Source organism: Streptomyces sp. WAC05374 (assembly GCF_004353505.1).
Taxonomy (GTDB): Bacteria; Actinomycetota; Actinomycetes; order Streptomycetales; family Streptomycetaceae; genus Streptomyces.
Genome location: NZ_SMNQ01000001.1, coordinates 514,987 through 531,720 on the forward strand (window position 1 = coordinate 514,987; position 16,734 = coordinate 531,720).

The following is a 16,734-nucleotide window of genomic DNA, read 5'->3' on the forward strand; positions in this document are numbered from 1 at the left end:
CGACCGCAGGCCCGAACCCGCCTCCTCGGGGTTCTTCACGCTTCAAGCGTGCCCCGCCGGGCCGCCGTACGCAGGTCGGCCCGGACGCCGGACCGAGGCGCCCGGCGTCCCGGCCGCGGTGAGGGGCGGGTCGCTCAGCCGGGGGCCGGGTTCTCCCGGAGCCAGGCGAGCTTCTCCTCGGCGGCCAGCAGGCGCGGGTGGCCCGGACCGTACATGCGGTGGTAGTCGCGTACGCAGCGGTCGAGGAGCCCGGCCGCCTCGGCGTGCCGTCCCGTGTCGATCAGGACGTTGGCGAGGTTGTCGCGGGCACTGGCGGTCGACAGGTGGTCCTCGCCCTGGAGGGCGACGTGTCCGGCCAGGACGGCCCGCAGGAGCGGTACGGCGTCCTCGTAGCGTCCCATGCCGTGCAGGACGGCGGCGAGGTTGTTCTTCGCGGTGAAGGTGGCGGTGTGGTGCGGCCCCACGGTCGCCTCGCAGGACCGGACGACGGCGCGCATGTACGGTTCCGCCTCGGCGTAGCGCTCCAGCCGGCACAGGACGGCCCCGAGGTTGGCCCGTGCGGCGACCGTCCGCTCGTGGTCGCGCCCGTACCGGCCCTCCAGTCGGGGCACCAGCGCGCTCAGGGCACGCTGGGCCTCCTCGTGGCGGCCGCACTTGAGCAGTGCGGCGGCGTGGGCGTTGGTGGAGGTCAGGACGTCGGGGTGGTCGTGGCCGAGCAGCCGTGTCCGGCGTTCCAGGACGTCCCGCTGGAGCGGCTCGGCCTCGGCGGCGCGGCCGAGGTCCTCCAGGAGCACGGCGAGCCCGATGGCGCTGCCCAGCGTGTCGGGGTGGTCGCGGCCCAGGGTCTCCGCCCGGCCGCGGAAGGTGTCCCGCCAGGCCGACTCGGCGAGTTGCAGTTGGCCGGTCTCGTGGAGGACCGCGGCCAGTTCGGCGGAGGTGCGCAGGGTTTCCTCGTGGCGGTCGCCCAGCACGGTCCACTGGGTGCGCGCCACCTGCTGGTAGAGCTCGACGGCGTCCTCTCCCCGCCCGGGGGCGGACGCGAGGACCCGGGCGAGGTCGCGCACGGCGACGAGGGCGTCCGGGTGCTCGAAGCCCAGCCGGTCGATGACGGACTGGGCGCGCATGGCCTGGGCCTGCTCGACGGAGATCTCGATGCGGGCGATCTCCTCCTCGGGGCGGCCCTCCGTCACCTCCGTGATGGTGATGTGCCCGCCGGACGGCCGCCCGGCGCTCCCTGCTCCCGCCGAGGGCCGCGGCTCGTGCGGCTGCGGCTGCTCCGGGTCCGTGTGCCCGCGCTCCTCGGTTCCGTCCCGCCGCGGCTCCCCGCGCCGCTCCCGCGGTCCGGGCCCCGGCGGCGGTGCGCCCGCCCCCTGGCCGTCCTCCGCGGCTCGTCGCCGCCACCATCGGGTCATCGTGACCGCCTCCTCGTCGCTGCCGGTGTCGTCAGGCGCCCGCGTGCACGTGTGCCGCCCACAGGCTGGGGCTTGCCGCGAAGGCGGCGCGGCACCGCCGGACCGCCCGGTGCAGGGCCTCGGCCGTCCTCGTGTCGTCCAGCTCCGGTTCGCCGCCCGGCCCCTCGGTGCACAGCTCCCGGTACAGGAGGCGTGTGACGCGGACGGCCACCACGTCGTGCACGGGCCAGAGCGTCCCGACGGCGTGCGGGTAGCCGGCGAGCTGGAAGGCGGAGGTGATGTGGATCGCCTCGTCGGCCAGTTCCCCGCCGCCCCGCGCCGTCTCGCAGGCGGACAGCACCGCGAGCCGCGCCGCGGGAAGGTCCAGGCGGGAGATCGCGCGGACCGTCAGGGGCCGGGTCGTGTGGTCGTGCACCAGCAGCCTGCCGTTGGAGGGGTCGGCGGGCTCGCTCACCCCGTGGCAGGCGAAGTGCACGCAGGGGTGACGGGGCAGGGCGTCCATCACCCGGTCGAAGGTGGCCTGCTCCCCGTGCAGCACCTCGGTGGGCAGGAGACCCCGCAGCACCTCCACCTCGCGGTGGGCGCCGCCGAGGGGCCGTGCGCCGGGGGTGTCGGGGAGGGCGACGGCGAGGGGCCGGCCCGGCGGCCGTGGCGCGGCGGCCCGGGCGCGGGCGTAGCGGAGCGCTCCGACGGTCGGCGTGTACGAGGACACCACCCGGTCCAGCACGGTCCGGGGCGCCGGCCCCGTGCCCGGGCTCGGCGCGGGGGCGGGGGTGGCTGGGGTGGGCGTGGCTGCGGCCGGGGTGGCCGCGGGGTTGTCCCGTGCCGCGTCGAGCGCGTCGCCGTGGTGACCGGCCGCGTGCAGCGGGAGCGAGGCCAGCGCGCCTCCCGGTGACCACCACAGCCGCTCCCACCGGCCGTCCGGTGCGGGCCCGCGCAGCTCCAGTCGGTCGAGCACCGGGCCGGTGACGTGGTCCCAGGTCCAGGCCAGCACCTCGCGGATGGTCCGCTGGGCGGCCCGGTCGCGGGCGGGGTCGGCGGCGTCGGCGAGCGCCCGGTCGAGGCGGTCCGCCTGTTCCCCGACGGCCCGGGGGGTGGCGTGCGGCAGCGGGACGAGGAGGACTTCGCCGTCCCGGAGCACCAGGGCGTCACTGCGGTAGGCGCTGCAGTAGGCGAGCACCACCGGGCCACGGTCGGCGCACTCCAGCAGCGCTTCGGTGGTGGGGGCGGCGAGGAACCCGGCGAAGCCGGGCCGGGCCCGGATCTCGGTGACCAGGTGCTCGAGTTGGGCCGCGAGGGCGTGCCGGCGGTCGGTGGTGCCGTCCGGCAGCCGGCCCTGGGCGGTGTCCGCGGTCTCGGCGGCTTCGAGCGCGTCGAGCCGTTCGCGCAGGAGGACGAAGCGTTCGGCGAGGGCGGGGTGCGCGCGGCGCAGTCGCCCGAGCCCGTCGCGGGTGGCCATGGTCCGGCCGAGCAGGACGCCCCGGCCCTGTTCCAGCAGGAGCACCGCGTGCTCCGGCCGCCCGGCGTTGACCGCGCACGCGGCGGCCTCGGCGGCGAGGCCGCGTACGCGGGACAGGCCGCGTTCCTGGTCGCTGCGGACCAGTCGGCCGGACGCCGCGAACGGCAGCAGGGACAAGGCGAGTCCGTAGCCCGGCAGCGCCTCGGTCCAGCGGCGGCCGTCCCCGGCGGCGGCGCCCCACTCCCAGGCGGCGAGGACCCGCTCGTAGGCGGGCAGGGCGGTGGTTTCGGCGGCCTGCCGGTAGGCGTCCTCGGCGGCCCGGAGCACTCCGGGGTCGCCGCTTCGGCGGTGCAGGGCGCGCAGCGCGTCGCCGTACCCCTTCAGATAGGTGCCGTGCGACGAGGTCCGCTCGGTGACCGCCCACACGGCGCGGCCCAGGTCGCTGACCGCCTGCTCCAGCTCCCCGGGCCGGCCGGTGGCGCGGTGTCTGGTGAGGCGGGCGGATCCGAGGTTGGAGAGGATGAGCGCGAGCGCCGGGTCACCGTACGGGGCCTGCCGGGCGGCCTCCTCCAGCAGCGCGACGGCCTCGTCGAGGTCCGCCACGTCACCGGCGTTCTCGAAGCGCGCCCGCAGGGCGTTGGCCAGGTGGTTCAGCCGGTCGGCGCGCGGCAGACCGGCGCCGGGCGCGAGGGCGAGCGCGCGGCGGGCCGCGTCGATGGCCTCGTCGGCGGCCGCGGTGTCCCCCGTCGCGCCGTGCCAGCTCTGGAGGACCACCCCCAGGTTGCCGAGCCGCACGACCTGCGCGGCGGGGGGCGCCTGGGACGCGTGGAGCGCTTCCCTGGCGAGCCGGGCGGCTTCCCGCAGGGAGGTGGGGTCGTCGGTCTGCAGGGCCCGCTGGCGCAGGGTGACGGCGAGGTTGGCCAGGGTTCCGGCGTACGCGTCGGTGCCCGGTTCGTGCTCGGCGAGGGCGGTGCGCAGCGTGGCGACGGCCTCGTCCAGCAGCGTCGCGTCCCCGGTCCACTGCGCCAGCCGGTGCAGGGTGTTGCCGAGGCTGTTCAGCTTGGTGGCCCGTCCCGGGGAGCCGGGGCGCAGCAGGGCCAGGGCCTCGCGCAGACGGGCGGCCGACTCCTTCAGGAGCGCCGGGTCGTCGGTGGCCTCGGCGGCCAGGCGCAGGGCGACGCCGAGTCCGGCGAGCAGCTCGGTGCGGGCCGGATGGCCGTGCGGGCAGGCGGCCACGGCCGCGCGGTGGGTCCGCAGCATCTCCGGCAGGTGGGCCTCGTCGGCAGCGTGCTCGTGCCACGCGCGCAGCCCCCGGGTGAGGTTACCCAGGAGGAGGAAGTGGTCGGGGTCGCCCGGCGGAACGGCTTCGACGGCGGTGCGCCACAGGTCGAGGGCCTCCCGCAGGGCATCGAGGTCCCCGTCGTACAGGTAGGCGCTGTGCCGCATCTCGGCGAGATCGCTCAGGTAGGCGGGACGGTTCTCCGATCCGCCCGGCAGCGCGCGGAGCGCGCGCCGTTGGGCGTCCGTCGCGCGGAGGAGGTCCGCCGCGGGGCCGGCGGCGGCGCCGTCCCGGGCGCCCGGGGGTGGGGTCGCCGTGCCCTGCGGGCCACGGTCCGCGGCGCCCCGGTGCCGCAGGTGCAGCACGTCCGCGAGGGCGGCGAGGGTCTGCGCCTCGGTGCGGGCCTCCTGGGGCAGGTCGAGAGCCCGCCGGAACGTCTCCGCCGCGCGGTCGAGGTCGTCGGGACGTCCGTGGAGCCCGAACCTCTGCCGGTACGCGAGGCCGAGGAGCCGTACGTCCTGCGGGCGGACCGGTTCGCGCGCCGCCCGCGCACGGCCCAGGCCGATCAGGGCCTCCACGTCGTCGGGGCGGCCCAGCAATCGCAAGCGCTCGTGCAGGGCGACCATCAGATTGGAGGCCGCGACGGCTGTCGGGTCGGCGTCCGGCGGCGCCGAGGCGAGTAATCGGCGGTAGAGCGCGATGGCCCGGTCGAGGGCCTCCCTGTCGCCGGTGCGGAAGTGCTGGACCAGCAAGTCTTCGGCTCGGGACCCTTCCTCCGGGCCGCCGGCCGCTCGCTGGATGTTCATGTCGAACACGTCCACCCCCCGGTGTCACGCCGTCGTGACCGCGGCCCCCGTCACCGCGGGGCCCATGCCGACGATAGCGAACGGGCCGCAGGGGCGCCGACGTAGAATCGCGGCGAACCGGCATCGGGCTTCCGAGGGGGAACGGTGGGGATGGAGACGGGTGTTGGGGGCGGGCGGGGCGGCGGGCACCCCCGGCTGGGGGAGCTGTGCCGACGGCTGGCGGACACGTCCGGGCCGGGCGGGCTGGAGGGGCGGGCGCTGCGGCTGGCCGAGTCCATCACCTCGGCGTTGCGTTCCGGCCGGTCCCCCGGCGAACTCGACGACCTGTTCGACGAGTTGGAGGAGGAGCTGCTCGCGGCCGGGCACAGCGCGGGCCTGGGCTCCTACCGCACCACCCCGCCGCCGCCGACGCCCGGTTACCAGCCGCTGCCGGTCGCCGCGCCGGGCCACCCGGCGCTGCACGTGCTGGCCTGCCCGCGGGGGCACTGCGGGCGGGTGGAGGCGCCGGGCGACGACGCCCCACACCCCGCCTGCCGGGTCTTCGACCAGCCGCTGCGTACGGTCCCCATCCGGTGACCAGCGCCTTCCTCAGCGCGCTGGGAGGCCGGATCGCCGAGCGGTGGCTGACCCTGCTGGCCCTGCCGGGGCTGCTCTTCCTGGTCGCCCTCACCACGGCCCTGGTGCTGGGGCACGAACACTGGGCGGACGCCGGGCGGTTGCGGGACTGGCTCGACGCGCTCGCCTCCTCGCCCGCGTCCCGGAGCACCGGCACCGTCGCCCTGGTGGCGCTGGGCGTGCTGGCCGGTGCCGCCGTGACAGGCGCGGCGGCCCGGTCCCTGGGTACCGCGGTGGAGCTGCTGTGGTGCGCGGAGCCGCGCGGGCCGCTGCTGCGGTACCTCGCCGACCGCAGGGCGCGGCGCTGGCGGGCGGCCGACGCGGCCTTCCGCACGGCGCTGGTGGCGGCGGGCAGGGCGCGTATCGAGGGGGCGGACGACGCCGACCGGCTCGCCGGTGTCGCCGAGCGCCGTCACGCCGAGCGTGGCCGGATCGCCGCGGCGGCACCCCGTCACCCGTTCGGAATGGGCGACCGGCTCGCCGCGCCCGGGCAGCGGCTGTGGCGCGCCCACCGGCTGGAGCTGGGGACCGCCTGGCCGCACCTGTGGCTGCTGGCCGGGGACGGCACGCGGGCCGAACTCCAGAACGCCCGCCGCGAGTTCGGTGCTTCGGCGCGGCTGTGCGCCTGGGGCGCGGGTTACCTGGCGCTGGGGCTCTGGTGGTGGCCGGCGGCCCTGGCCGGCGGTGTCGCGGTCGTCTCGGGCGTGCGGCGCGGGCGGGCCGCCGCGGAGGCCTTCGCGGAACTCACCGAGGCCCTGGCCGACCTCCATGTGCGGGACCTGGCGGCGTCGCTGGGAATCCCGTGCGAGGGAGCCGTCGACCGGGTGGTCGGCGAACGCCTCACGCGGGCGTTGCGGAAGGAGCCGGAGGCGGCGTAGACCGTCGTCGGCGCGTGTACGCGGGCGCGGGATCGGCCCGATCTTCCTGGGCGGCCGTTGCCCTCGGTACGTGTACGGCGCGGGAGCGGCTCAGGGGCGCGCCATCGCGCCTCGCTCACGCGTTCGCGTCGCGCCTACGCGCCGGTAGGGTCCGCGTACGGCCCGTCGGGGTCGGGCCGCGTATCCGCTCCTCCACCGACACGTGCCGATGCCTTGGCGTTCCCCCGTGACCGGCTCGACAATGAGGGGGATGACGGACAACCGGGCACACAGCGGCGAGATCGGGCCGACCGAGCGGCTCGCCATGAACCGCACGGGCAGTTTCGACTGGGACCTCGACGCGGGCACGATCGACATCGACGAGGCGGGACTGCTGGTGTTCGGCCTCGCGCCCGGCACCTTCGACTCCCGGCCCACGTCCCTGGTGCACCGGCTGGAACCGGACGAGCGCGCCCGGCTGGACGCCGTGATCAAGGAGGCGCTGGGCAGCGGCCGGTCCTCGTACGCGGCGCGCTTCCAGATCCCCCTCGACGACGGATCGGCGCAGTGGACCCACGTCCAGGCGCGCATCCTGCGGGACCACGACGGCCGGGCGCACCGGATCGTCGGGATCGTCCGGGACGCCACCTCCGAGATCACCCACTCGGCGTTCGTCCTGGAGCTGGAGAAGCGCCGGCGGCGGCAGACGAACATGGTGGAGCGCACCACGCAGGCGCTGTCCCGCGCCGTGACGGTGGACGACGTCACCGCCGCGCTCACCGGCCCCGGGGGCCTGGCGCGCCTGGGCGCGGACGGCTTCGCGCTGGGGCTGGTCGAGAACGGCTCGCTGAACATCATCGCGCTCAGCGGCGAGTCGCTGGACGTCCTGGAGCACCTGCGGAGGCGGCGGCTGGAGCCGGGCATCCCGCTGGCCGAGACGGTGCTGAGCGGGCGCCCGCTGTTCAGCAGCTCGTTCCAGGAGCTGATCAAGGAGTACCCGGAGCTCGCCCCGTACGCCGGGCGGCTGCGGTTCCGGGCGGCGGCCTACCTGCCGCTGGTCGCGCAGGCGCGCACCCTGGGCGGGATGGCGCTGTTCTACAAGGGGCGCACGGCCTTCAGCGCCGACGAGCGGAACCTCACGCTGGGGCTCGCCGCCATCGTGGCCCAGTCGCTCCAGCGGGCCATCCTCTTCGACGAGGAGCGGGAACTGGCCACCGGCCTCCAGGCCACGATGCTCCCCCGCCGCATCCCGGTCGTCGACGGCGGCGAGATCGCCGTGCGGTACCACTCGGCCTGGAGCGGCCGGCAGGTCGGCGGCGACTGGTACGACGTGATCCCGCTGCCGCGCGGGCGCGTCGGGGTCGTGGTCGGCGACGTGCAGGGCCACGACACGCACGCCGCCGCCATCATGGGCCAGCTCCGGATCGCGCTGCGGGCGTACGCCGGTGAGGGCCACGCCCCCTCGACGGTGCTGGCGCGGGCCTCCCGGTTCCTCGCCGAGCTGGACACGGAGCGGTTCGCGACCTGTACGTACGCGCAGGTGGACCTGGACTCGGGCACGGTACGGGTGGTGCGGGCGGGCCATCTGGGGCTGCTGATCCGGCACACGGACGGGCGCGTGGGGCAGCCCAAGCTGCCGGGCGGGCTGCCCCTGGGCGTGGCGTCGGTCTTCGGGGACGAGGAGTTCCCCGAGACGCGGCTGGACCTGGTGCCCGGCGAGACGCTGGTGATGTGCACGGACGGGCTGGTCGAGCAGCCGGGCGCGGACATCGGGGAGGGGATGGCCGCGCTGGAGGCCGCGGTGAGCAGCGGGCCGCCGGGCGCGGAGGCGCTGGCCGACCACCTCTCGCAGCGGTTCTGGGAGCGGTGGGGCGCGGGCGACGACGTGGCACTGCTGGTGCTGCGGCGCAGCCCGGACCCGGGGACGCCGCGGGCGCCGCGCATCCACCAGTACATCCACCAGGCGGACCCGCAGGGGCTGTCGGAGGCGCGGGCCGTGGTGCGGCGGGCGCTGCGGGACTGGGGCATGCGCGGTTTCGCGGACGACGCCGAGCTGGTGACCGGTGAGCTGCTGGGCAATGTGCTCCTGCACACCGAGGGCGGCGCGGTACTGACGCTGGAGGTGCTGCCGGAGCCGGTGCGGCGGGTGCGGCTGACGGTGCAGGACCGTTCCAGCGCGTGGCCCCGGCGCCGTACGCCGGGTGAGGCGGCCACGTCGGGACGGGGACTGCTGTTGCTGGACGCGCTGGCCCTGCGCTGGGGTGTGGAGCCGCGCGGCGAGGGCAAGGCGGTGTGGTGCGAGATCGGCCCGTCGTCACGGCCCGGGTAGCCGAGGAGGAGCGCATGGACCCCGTCGAGGCACTGGACCGGATCGCCTACCTGCTGGAGCGGTCGCAGGCGCCGACATACCGCGTGAAGGCGTTCCGCACCGCGTCGGCGGCGCTGGCGGCGCTCGGCGAGGGCGAGGCGGCCGAACGGGCGGCGGCCGGGACCCTGGAGCGGCTCAAGGGGGTCGGGCCGAAGACCGCGCAGGTGGTGCGCGAAGCGCTGGCGGGCGACGTACCGGCGTATTTGCAGCGGCTGGAGAGCGACGCGGAGGCCGCCCCGCAGCACGGGGCCGCACTGCGGGCGGCCCTGCGCGGCGATTGCCACCTGCATTCGGACTGGTCGGACGGCGGCAGCCCGATCGAGGCCATGGGGCGGGCCGCCGCGGCGCTGGGGCACGAGTGGGCGGTGCTGACCGACCACTCTCCCCGGCTGACGGTGGCCCGCGGCCTGTCGGCGGAGCGGCTGCGGGAGCAACTGGACGTGGTGGCCGGGCTGAACGAGACCTGGGCGCCGTTCCGGCTGCTGACGGGCATCGAGTGCGACATCCTGCTGGACGGCTCGCTCGACCAGGAGGACGAGCTGCTCGACCAACTGGACGTGGTGGTCGCCTCGGTCCACTCCAAGCTGCGGATGGACGCCCCCGCGATGACGCGGCGGATGGTGCGGGCCGTGACGAACCCGCTGGTGGACGTGCTCGGCCACTGCACGGGCCGGCTGGTGGGCGGCAAGCGGCCGGAGTCGCAGTTCGACGCGGAGCGGGTCTTCGGGGCCTGTGCCGAGTCCGGGACGGCGGTGGAGATCAACAGCCGTCCCGAGCGGCTCGATCCGCCGCGTCGGCTGCTGCGGCAGGCCGTGGAGGCCGGGGTGTTCTTCGCGGTGGACACCGACGCGCACGCGCCGGGTCAGCTCGACTGGCAGATCCTGGGCTGCGCGCGGGCCGAGGAGTGCGGCGTGCCGCCCGACCGGGTGATCAACACCTGGCCGGCCGGACACCTGCTCACCTGGACCCGCACGCGCCGGGCACCGAAGGGCGCCGCGAACGCCTAGGAACCGGTGGCGCGGCGCCCGAGGGCGGCGTGGCACGGGTGGGCGACGGGGCCCGTGTGTCGCCGGGGTCATCCGGTGACGGGGTTCCACACGCGCACGGTGCCCTTGGGGACGTGGCCGAGGTCGATCGGCACCGCGGGCGGACCGTCCCTTCGCAGGCCGGCCGGCAGTCCCGGGAGCTGCGGCGGCCACAACGGCTCCGTGTCACCGATCACGTCGTCCGGCGTCCACCATCGCCAGCGCAGGATCCGGTCCGCCATGTGCGAGGCGGTGAGGTCGCCGACCCGGTCCCGGCGGGGAGCATGCGCGAGGTGGATGTGCTCGTGCTGCCGGACCGGGACTCCGGCCCGGGTGACGTCGTGTTCCCACAAGCAGAACAGGGGGCCGACCTCGGTGTCCGTCCACCCGGTCTCCTCGCGCGACTCGCGCTCGGCCGCCCGCGGCGGTGTCTCGCCGGGGTCCGTCCCGCCGCCCGGCATCGCCCCGTGGGCCCCGACTTCCTCGTTGTCGTACCGGAGCAGGAAGATCGCCCCGGACGGGTCCAGGACCGCGACTCTCGCTGCTTGTCCGGGTATCCGCATCGCGCCGGCCTGCCAGGGCCGAACGCCGCTGTCCATCATGTCGGCGGCCGGGCATCCGGCCTCGGTCCGGTGGGCACCATGGGCACGGCACGGGGTCCTCCGCGTGAGGGCCCGCCCTATCACGGGGGACGTACCGATGCTTCGGTGTGGCGGTCCGGAAGGCCCTGGCTCGACCTTGCGGTATCCACGCGATGCCCGGCAGGACACGCTGCCCGTGCCCTGCGTTGCCCGTTTCTGGCATGAGGCGTGGACAACGCCCCCCGTAATAGCGGTTTCGCGGACCGCCAGCCCCGGAAGGCGTGCCGATCAACTCGTCCAGGATGCAGCAATCCTCCAAGGATTTCTTCTGATGCTTCTTCGGTGAAAAAGCTTCGGCCATCCGCCGGCCGCCGGAGGCCGGAACACCACCCCAAGTGCTCACCCGCGGGCTCCCGCACGGTCATTCCTCCGCGGCGGCGGCCTCGTCCGCCATGCGGCGCCGCTCGGCGGACAGGGCCCACTGGTAGGCGAGCGCCGCGAGCGTGGGGGCGCCCCAGCGGGCGCGCAGCACCCCGAGCTCCTTGGTCAGGGTGCGCAGTCCGATGCTCAGGCGCCGGGCGGTGATGCGCTGGTCCACACCGGCCGCCGTGTCGATGAGGATCTCGCGCTGACGGTGCGTCAGTCCCGCGCCGCCCTCCGGGACGGCCCGCCGCGGGTCGCCGTGCCAGATGTCGGCGCGGCGCCAGGCGTCCTCGAACCCCTCGGCGATGAACGCCACCAGCGCGCGGTCCATCACGTGCCAGGCGGCGTGCGTGGGGCTGGAGTTGACCACGTGGTCCGGGATGAACGCCTGGCGCCGGTCGACCACGACACAGCTCTGGAACGAGGCGGCCAGCGTACGGAACTGGGCGCCCAGCGCCGTCAGCCGGGTGACCCGGTCGCGGGTCGCCGGGTCGTCCCGTTCGCCGTCGCGGTACAGGGTGCGCACGCTCACCCCGCGGGCCAGGGCGCGCGCGTCCCGGGCGAGGGCGGCCTCCATGGCGTCGGCGCCGCCCGGTCCCAGGGGCTGGGCGGTCAGCAGCTCGCTCTCGGCCTGGCCGACCGCCTCCCCGAGCCGGGCACCGACCTGTTCGGGCTCGGCCAGGAACTCGCTGCCCGAGCCCGAGCGCCACTTGGCGCGCTCGAAGTGCAGGGCGAGCTCGTCGGCGACGCCGGGCACCGCCGCCATCCGGGTTGCCCGGGCGGCGAGTTCGCGCAGCCCCTCGTCGAGGCGGCGCCGCCCCGCCTCCTGCGGGTCCAGGGCGACAGGCGCCTCGGGCCGGTCGGGGTCCACCGTGACCAGGCGCCACTCCAGCAGCTCACGCAGCGCGGCGCCGTCCACCGGGCGCACCGGCTCGCCCCGGGTGATCCCGGCGTACAGGACCTTGGCGGCCTCCGACAGGCCGGCGTGCTCCCCCGCACCGGCGGACGCGCCGGCATCACCGCGCGCCGCATTGTCCCGCTCCATCGCCCTTGCCCCCGTTTTACGCCTGCGTGTGTGCGCCGTGCGCATGTACGCACCACGCGAATGCTTGATCGCCGGCGCACAACGGGCCAGCGTACCGGTGTGGCCCTTCCGGGGCCCTTTCCCGGATGTTCCCGGATGTTCCCGGAACGGCCCGCGGCACACCACGGCGGCCACGGCACAACCGGCGGCCGCCCCCTCGGGGAAGAAACATCATGGACAAGGTTGCACTGCGTCTCCTGCTCAGCGAGCGCCGGGCGTCGATCGCGCCGGAGAGCCACGGCCTGTCGCGCCCCACGCGGCAGGGCAGGCGGGCGCGGGGGCTCTCCCAGGCGCAGATCGACCAGATCCTGCACCGTGCCCCGGACACCTACGGCCGCCTGGAGTCCGGCCGCTACCCGAACCCTCCGGTGGACCTCCTGCTGGACGTGGCACGGCTGTTCCGCATGAACGAGCAGGAGTGGATCGCGCTGTGGCGGTACGCGCTCGGGCAGGACCCGCCCCGCCCGCTGGACTCCCGGTCCGGGGAGGAACTCCCTGGCGTGTGGCAGGAGATCCTCGACGGCATGTCCCACCCGGCGTACATCAACGACCGCTCCTGGAACCTGCTCGCCCACAACGCCCCCTTCGCGGCCCTCTTCCCGTACCGCCGGGTGCCCGCCAACACCATGCGGTGGATGGCCGTCGAGCCGGACGCCCGTACGGTCCTGACGGACTGGGAGACCGCGTGGGCGCCGCTGGTGCTCCCCCAGTTGCGCGTCGCGCTCGCCGCCGACCCGTCCGACAAGACCCTGTGCGGGATCGAGCAGGACGTCCTGGCCGACCCGGTGGCGGAGCGCCTCTACGAGTCGGCCAGCGCGTACAGCCCCCTGGACGGCGACGAGCGGCCGCTGCGCCACCCGGAGCTGGGCCACGGGTGGGTGACGATGTGCGCCGCCCAGCCGCTGGCGGCCCCCGGGTCACGGCTGATCATGCTGGCCTTCCGCCCCGGAGCGCGCCGCCGGCGCGGCCGCCCGCCCGTCCTGCGCGCCCGCGACGCGGAGTGACACGGGGGTGACACCGCCCATGTCGCGGGCCGGGTGTGACGTCCCGGCGGGGAGGGGTACCCGGGCGCGGTACGTCCGTCCTCGTCGCGAGAAGGGCAGGCATCGTGCGCGATTCCGCCGGGTTCACGCGGTCCGCGAGCCATTTCACGGACCGGATCACCGCCGATGGCCGGGACGGCTGGCCGGTCGAGGCCGGACGGTACCGGCTCGTCGTCAGCCGGGCCTGCCCGTGGGCGAGCCGTTCGCTGGTGGTGCGGCGGCTGCTGGGGCTGGAGGACGCCCTGTCCGTCGCCGTGGCCGACCCGGTGCAGGACGAGCGGAGCTGGCGCTTCACCCTCGACCCGGACGACCGCGACCCGGTGCTCGGCATCCGGTTCCTGAGCGAGGCGTACCGGGCCAGGGAGGACGGGTACGACGGCCCCGTGAGCGTCCCGGCGGTCGTCGACGTGCCGAGCGGCCGGCTGGTGACCAACGACTACCAGCGCATCACCCTGGACCTGTCCACCCAGTGGCGGGAACTGCACCGCGAGGGCGCGCCGGACCTCTACCCGCGGTCGTCGCGCGAGGAGATCGACGAGCGGATGGAGGGCATCTACCAGGACGTCAACAACGGCGTGTACAAGGCCGGGTTCGCGAAGGGCCAGGAGGCCTACGACGCGGCGTACGCGCGGCTGTTCGCCAGGCTCGACCAGGTGTCGGACCACCTGGCGGGGCAGCGCTATCTGGTCGGCGACACCATCACGGAGGCGGACGTCCGGCTGTTCACCACGCTGGTCCGGTTCGACGCCGTGTACCACGGTCACTTCAAGTGCAACCGCAACAAGCTCACGGAGGACCCGGTGCTGTGGGCGTACGCGCGGGACCTGTTCCAGACGCCGGGCTTCGGCGACACGGTGGACTTCGACCACATCAAGCGGCACTACTACGTGGTCCACGAGGACATCAATCCGACGCGGATCGTGCCCCGTGGCCCGGACCTGCGCGGCTGGCGGACCCCGCACCACCGGGAGGAGCTGGGCGGGCGCCCGTTCGGTGACGGAACGCCGCCGCCCCCTCCCCCGTCCGCCGAGGTGGTGCAGCCGTTGTAGCCGCGCGGCCGCCGGTCAGGACGCCATGCGGTGGTGGTGTCAGGACGGCCGCCACGCGGTGGTGCGTCAGGACGCCTGCCACACGGTGGTGGCGTTGCAGAACTCCTTGATGCCGTGCCCGGACAGCTCGCGGCCGTACCCGGACCGCTTCACGCCGCCGAACGGCAGCGCGGGATGCGAGGCGGTCATGCCGTTGACGTACACGCCACCCGCCTCCAGGTCGCGCACGAACCGCTGGACGTCCGCGTCGTCGCGGGTCCAGACGTTGGAGCTGAGCCCGAAGTAGGTGTCGTTGGCGACCTTCACGGCCTCGTCGATGTCCGCCACCCGGTAGAGCGTGGCGACCGGCCCGAAGGTCTCCTCCTGGTGGATGCGCATGGCGGGGGTGATGCCGGCCAGGACGGTCGGCTCGTAGAACCAGCCGCGCGGGTCGCGGCGCTCGGGACGGCGGCCGCCGCACAGGACGGTCGCGCCCTGGCGTACGGCGTCGTCGACGAGCTCCGCCAGGCCGTCGCGGCCGGCCTCGCTGGCGAGCGGCCCGACGTCGGTGGTCTCCTCCATCGGGTCGCCGACGGTCAGCGCCTCCATGCCCGCCGTGAAGCGCTCGGCGAAGGCGTCGTACACGTCGGTGTGGACGATGAAGCGTTTGGCGGCGATGCAGGACTGGCCGTTGTTCTGGGCGCGGGCGGTGACGGCGACCTGGGCTGCCTTGTCCACGTCCGCCGACGGCATCACCACGAACGGGTCGCTGCCGCCGAGCTCCAGGACGGTCTTCTTGATCTCGTCGCCCGCGATGGCGGCGACCGAGCGCCCGGCCGGTTCGCTGCCGGTGAGGGTGGCGGCGGCGACCCGGTCGTCGCGCAGGATGCCCTCGACGGCGCGGGAGCCGACCAGCAGGGTCTGGAAGACGCCCTCGGGGTAGCCCGCCCGGCGGAAGAGGTCCTCCAGGTACAGCGCGGTCTGCGGGACGTTCGACGCGTGCTTGAGCAGCCCGACGTTGCCCGCCATGAGCGCGGGTGCGGCGAACCGGACGACCTGCCAGAGCGGGAAGTTCCACGGCATGACGGCCAGGACCGGCCCGAGCGGGCGGTAGTGCACGCGCGCGTGGGTGGCGCCCGCGTCCCGCACCTCCGCCTCGGGCGGGTGCTCGTCGGCGAGGAGCCGCTCGGCGTTGGCGGCGTACCAGCGCATGGCCTTCACGCATTTGGCCGCCTCCGCGCGGGCGGCCGTCAGGGGCTTGCCCATCTCGGTGGTCATGGTGCGGGCGATGTCCTCCTGGTCCGCCTCCAGCAGGCCGGCCGCGCGCTCCAGCAGCCGGGCCCGGTCGGCGAACGTGGTGGTGCGGTACCCGCGGAAGGCCGCGTCGGCCGCGGCGAGGCACCGCTCGATCCCGTCGGGCGTGAGCTCCTCGAAGGTCTTGAGCGTCTCGCCGGTGGCGGGGTTGACGGTCGCGATGGGCATGGGCGGGTCCTCCTGGGCAGTCGCTGTCTCGACCCTGCCGCCGCGGCCGCGGTGCCGCAACGCGAGCGGCCGGCGGCCACCGCGGCCCGCGGCGGCGGGTTGATTCCCGGCCTTCCGGGTAACCCGTGCCGGTATGGCACACACAGGTGACGAGAAAGACAAAAAGGCGGGGGGGAAGGGCGCGCAGGCTCCTGAGGAGCCCACCGACCTGTCCACCGGCTCCTGGCGGGCGGTCCTCAAGCGGACCGGCAAGGAGTTCATGGACGACGAGCTGCCGGACCGCGCGGCGGCCCTGACGTATTACGGCGTCCTGTCGATCTTCCCGGCCCTGCTGGTCATGGTGTCGGTGCTGGGCGTGGTCGGGGAATCGGCGACGCGCGCCGTCCTGGACAATCTCCAGAAGCTCGCGCCCGGCTCGGTCCGGGACATCCTGGGGGACGCGGTGCGCCAGCTCCAGGACAACCCGGGGGCGAGCGGCGTGGTCGCGGTCGTCAGCCTGGTGGCGGCGATCTGGTCGGCCTCGGGGTACGTGGGCGGGTTCATCCGGACCGCGAACGCCGTGTACGACCTGCCCGAGGGCCGTCCCGTGTGGAAGCTGACCCCGCTGCGGGTCGGGCTGACCCTGGTGCTGATGCTGCTCCTGCTGATGAGCGCGGTGATCGTGGTGTTCACCGGTCCCCTCGCGGAGCGGGCGGGCCAGGCCATCGGTCTCGGCGACGAGGCGGTCACGGTGTGGGGCATCGCCAAGTGGCCGGTGCTGATCATCCTGGTCATCCTGATGATCGCGCTGCTGTTCTGGCGGGCTCCGAACGTCCACGGCCAGGGTTTCCGGTGGGTGAGCCCGGGAAGCGTGCTGGCGGTGCTGCTGTGGCTGGTGGCGTCGGGTGGTTTCGCGCTGTACGTGGCGAACTTCGGCTCGTACAACAAGACGTACGGGACGCTGGCCGGTGTCATCACCTTCCTGATCTGGCTGTGGCTGTCCAACCTCGCCATCCTGCTGGGCCTCGAGCTCGACGCGGAGCTTGCACGGCAGCGAGCGATCAGCGGGGGCATGCCGGAGTCGCAGGAGCCCTACGTCGAGCCCAGGGACACCCGCAAGTGGCCCCCGGAGATGTCCCGCAAGCTCTCCCGGAAGAAGTCCCGCCGTCCCGGGGAGCGGGCGGGCGAGGACTCAGCGGGGGACTCCGGCTGACGGGCGGGGACTCCGCGGGGGACTCCGGCTGACGGACAGGGACACTCCGCGGGGGACTCGGGCCGGCGGGCGGGGAGTTC

The 16,734-nt window shown here is 75.1% G+C and carries 12 protein-coding genes; 7 read left to right on the top strand and 5 right to left on the bottom strand.

Features of this window, described 5'->3' with window-relative positions:
• Positions 1–134: 134 nt before the first annotated feature.
• Entirely contained in the window at positions 135–1,412 is a 1,278-nt protein-coding gene (locus E2B92_RS02395) for a tetratricopeptide repeat protein (protein ID WP_126888193.1), read from the bottom strand.
• Positions 1,413–1,443: 31 nt separating this feature from the next.
• The gene (locus E2B92_RS02400; protein WP_133087369.1) at positions 1,444–4,956 is read right to left on the bottom strand and encodes a CHAT domain-containing tetratricopeptide repeat protein; all 3,513 of its coding nucleotides are present in this window, start codon (positions 4,954–4,956) and stop codon (positions 1,444–1,446) included.
• 150 nt (positions 4,957–5,106) lie between these two features.
• Here E2B92_RS02400 and E2B92_RS02405 point away from each other — a divergent pair, with 150 nt between their 5' ends.
• The 4 genes from E2B92_RS02405 (at position 5,107) to E2B92_RS02420 (ending at position 9,803) form a co-directional block, all read left to right on the top strand.
• Positions 5,107–5,532, top strand: coding sequence for a hypothetical protein (locus E2B92_RS02405; protein WP_133087370.1), 426 nt, complete (start codon positions 5,107–5,109; stop codon positions 5,530–5,532).
• Complete coding sequence (locus tag E2B92_RS02410) at positions 5,529–6,449, top strand: hypothetical protein (protein ID WP_126886954.1); 921 nt, start codon at positions 5,529–5,531, stop codon at positions 6,447–6,449. The genes E2B92_RS02405 and E2B92_RS02410 overlap by 4 nt, the downstream gene beginning before the upstream one ends.
• A 250-nt stretch (positions 6,450–6,699) precedes the next feature.
• Complete coding sequence (locus E2B92_RS02415; protein WP_126886953.1) at positions 6,700–8,757, top strand: SpoIIE family protein phosphatase; 2,058 nt, start codon at positions 6,700–6,702, stop codon at positions 8,755–8,757.
• A gap of 14 nt (positions 8,758–8,771) precedes the next feature.
• Entirely contained in the window at positions 8,772–9,803 is a 1,032-nt protein-coding gene (locus tag E2B92_RS02420; RefSeq protein WP_126886952.1) for a PHP domain-containing protein, read from the top strand.
• A gap of 68 nt (positions 9,804–9,871) precedes the next feature.
• On the opposite strand, the gene E2B92_RS02425 is transcribed toward E2B92_RS02420, so the two are convergent.
• Both E2B92_RS02425 and E2B92_RS02430 read right to left on the bottom strand, forming a co-directional pair.
• A complete protein-coding gene (locus tag E2B92_RS02425; protein WP_312846072.1) occupies positions 9,872–10,420 on the bottom strand; it encodes an NUDIX hydrolase in 549 nt (182 codons plus the stop codon).
• 403 nt (positions 10,421–10,823) lie between these two features.
• The gene (locus tag E2B92_RS02430; protein ID WP_126886951.1) at positions 10,824–11,870 is read right to left on the bottom strand and encodes a hypothetical protein; all 1,047 of its coding nucleotides are present in this window, start codon (positions 11,868–11,870) and stop codon (positions 10,824–10,826) included.
• A gap of 212 nt (positions 11,871–12,082) precedes the next feature.
• On the opposite strand from E2B92_RS02430, the gene E2B92_RS02435 reads away from it, so the two are divergent.
• Entirely contained in the window at positions 12,083–12,913 is an 831-nt protein-coding gene (locus tag E2B92_RS02435) for an MmyB family transcriptional regulator (RefSeq protein WP_126886950.1), read from the top strand.
• Between the two features lie 101 nt (positions 12,914–13,014).
• On the top strand, positions 13,015–14,001 hold the full coding sequence (locus E2B92_RS02440) for a glutathione S-transferase family protein (protein ID WP_126886959.1): 987 nt from the start codon (positions 13,015–13,017) through the stop codon (positions 13,999–14,001).
• Between the two features lie 66 nt (positions 14,002–14,067).
• On the opposite strand, the gene E2B92_RS02445 is transcribed toward E2B92_RS02440, so the two are convergent.
• Positions 14,068–15,462 carry an NADP-dependent succinic semialdehyde dehydrogenase gene (locus tag E2B92_RS02445; RefSeq protein WP_126886949.1) on the bottom strand — a complete coding sequence of 465 codons (1,395 nt, stop codon included), beginning with the start codon at positions 15,460–15,462 and terminating at the stop codon, positions 14,068–14,070.
• 133 nt (positions 15,463–15,595) lie between these two features.
• Between E2B92_RS02445 and E2B92_RS02450 the strand changes: the two genes are divergently transcribed.
• Positions 15,596–16,654 carry a YihY/virulence factor BrkB family protein gene (locus E2B92_RS02450; protein ID WP_126886948.1) on the top strand — a complete coding sequence of 353 codons (1,059 nt, stop codon included), beginning with the start codon at positions 15,596–15,598 and terminating at the stop codon, positions 16,652–16,654.
• The last annotated feature ends 80 nt before the right edge of the window (positions 16,655–16,734 follow it).

Excerpts from the sequence above, each read along its gene's own strand:
- E2B92_RS02395 (WP_126888193.1), bottom strand. The coding sequence starts at position 1,412 with ATGACCCGATGGTGGCGGCGACGAGCCGCGGAGGACGGCCAGGGGGCG.
- E2B92_RS02400 (WP_133087369.1), bottom strand. The coding sequence starts at position 4,956 with ATGAACATCCAGCGAGCGGCCGGCGGCCCGGAGGAAGGGTCCCGAGCC.
- E2B92_RS02405 (WP_133087370.1), top strand. The coding sequence starts at position 5,107 with ATGGAGACGGGTGTTGGGGGCGGGCGGGGCGGCGGGCACCCCCGGCTG.
- E2B92_RS02415 (WP_126886953.1), top strand. The coding sequence starts at position 6,700 with ATGACGGACAACCGGGCACACAGCGGCGAGATCGGGCCGACCGAGCGG.
- E2B92_RS02420 (WP_126886952.1), top strand. The coding sequence starts at position 8,772 with ATGGACCCCGTCGAGGCACTGGACCGGATCGCCTACCTGCTGGAGCGG.
- E2B92_RS02425 (WP_312846072.1), bottom strand. The coding sequence starts at position 10,420 with ATGGACAGCGGCGTTCGGCCCTGGCAGGCCGGCGCGATGCGGATACCC.
- E2B92_RS02430 (WP_126886951.1), bottom strand. The coding sequence starts at position 11,870 with ATGGAGCGGGACAATGCGGCGCGCGGTGATGCCGGCGCGTCCGCCGGT.
- E2B92_RS02435 (WP_126886950.1), top strand. The coding sequence starts at position 12,083 with ATGGACAAGGTTGCACTGCGTCTCCTGCTCAGCGAGCGCCGGGCGTCG.
- E2B92_RS02445 (WP_126886949.1), bottom strand. The coding sequence starts at position 15,462 with ATGCCCATCGCGACCGTCAACCCCGCCACCGGCGAGACGCTCAAGACC.
- E2B92_RS02450 (WP_126886948.1), top strand. The coding sequence starts at position 15,596 with ATGGCACACACAGGTGACGAGAAAGACAAAAAGGCGGGGGGGAAGGGC.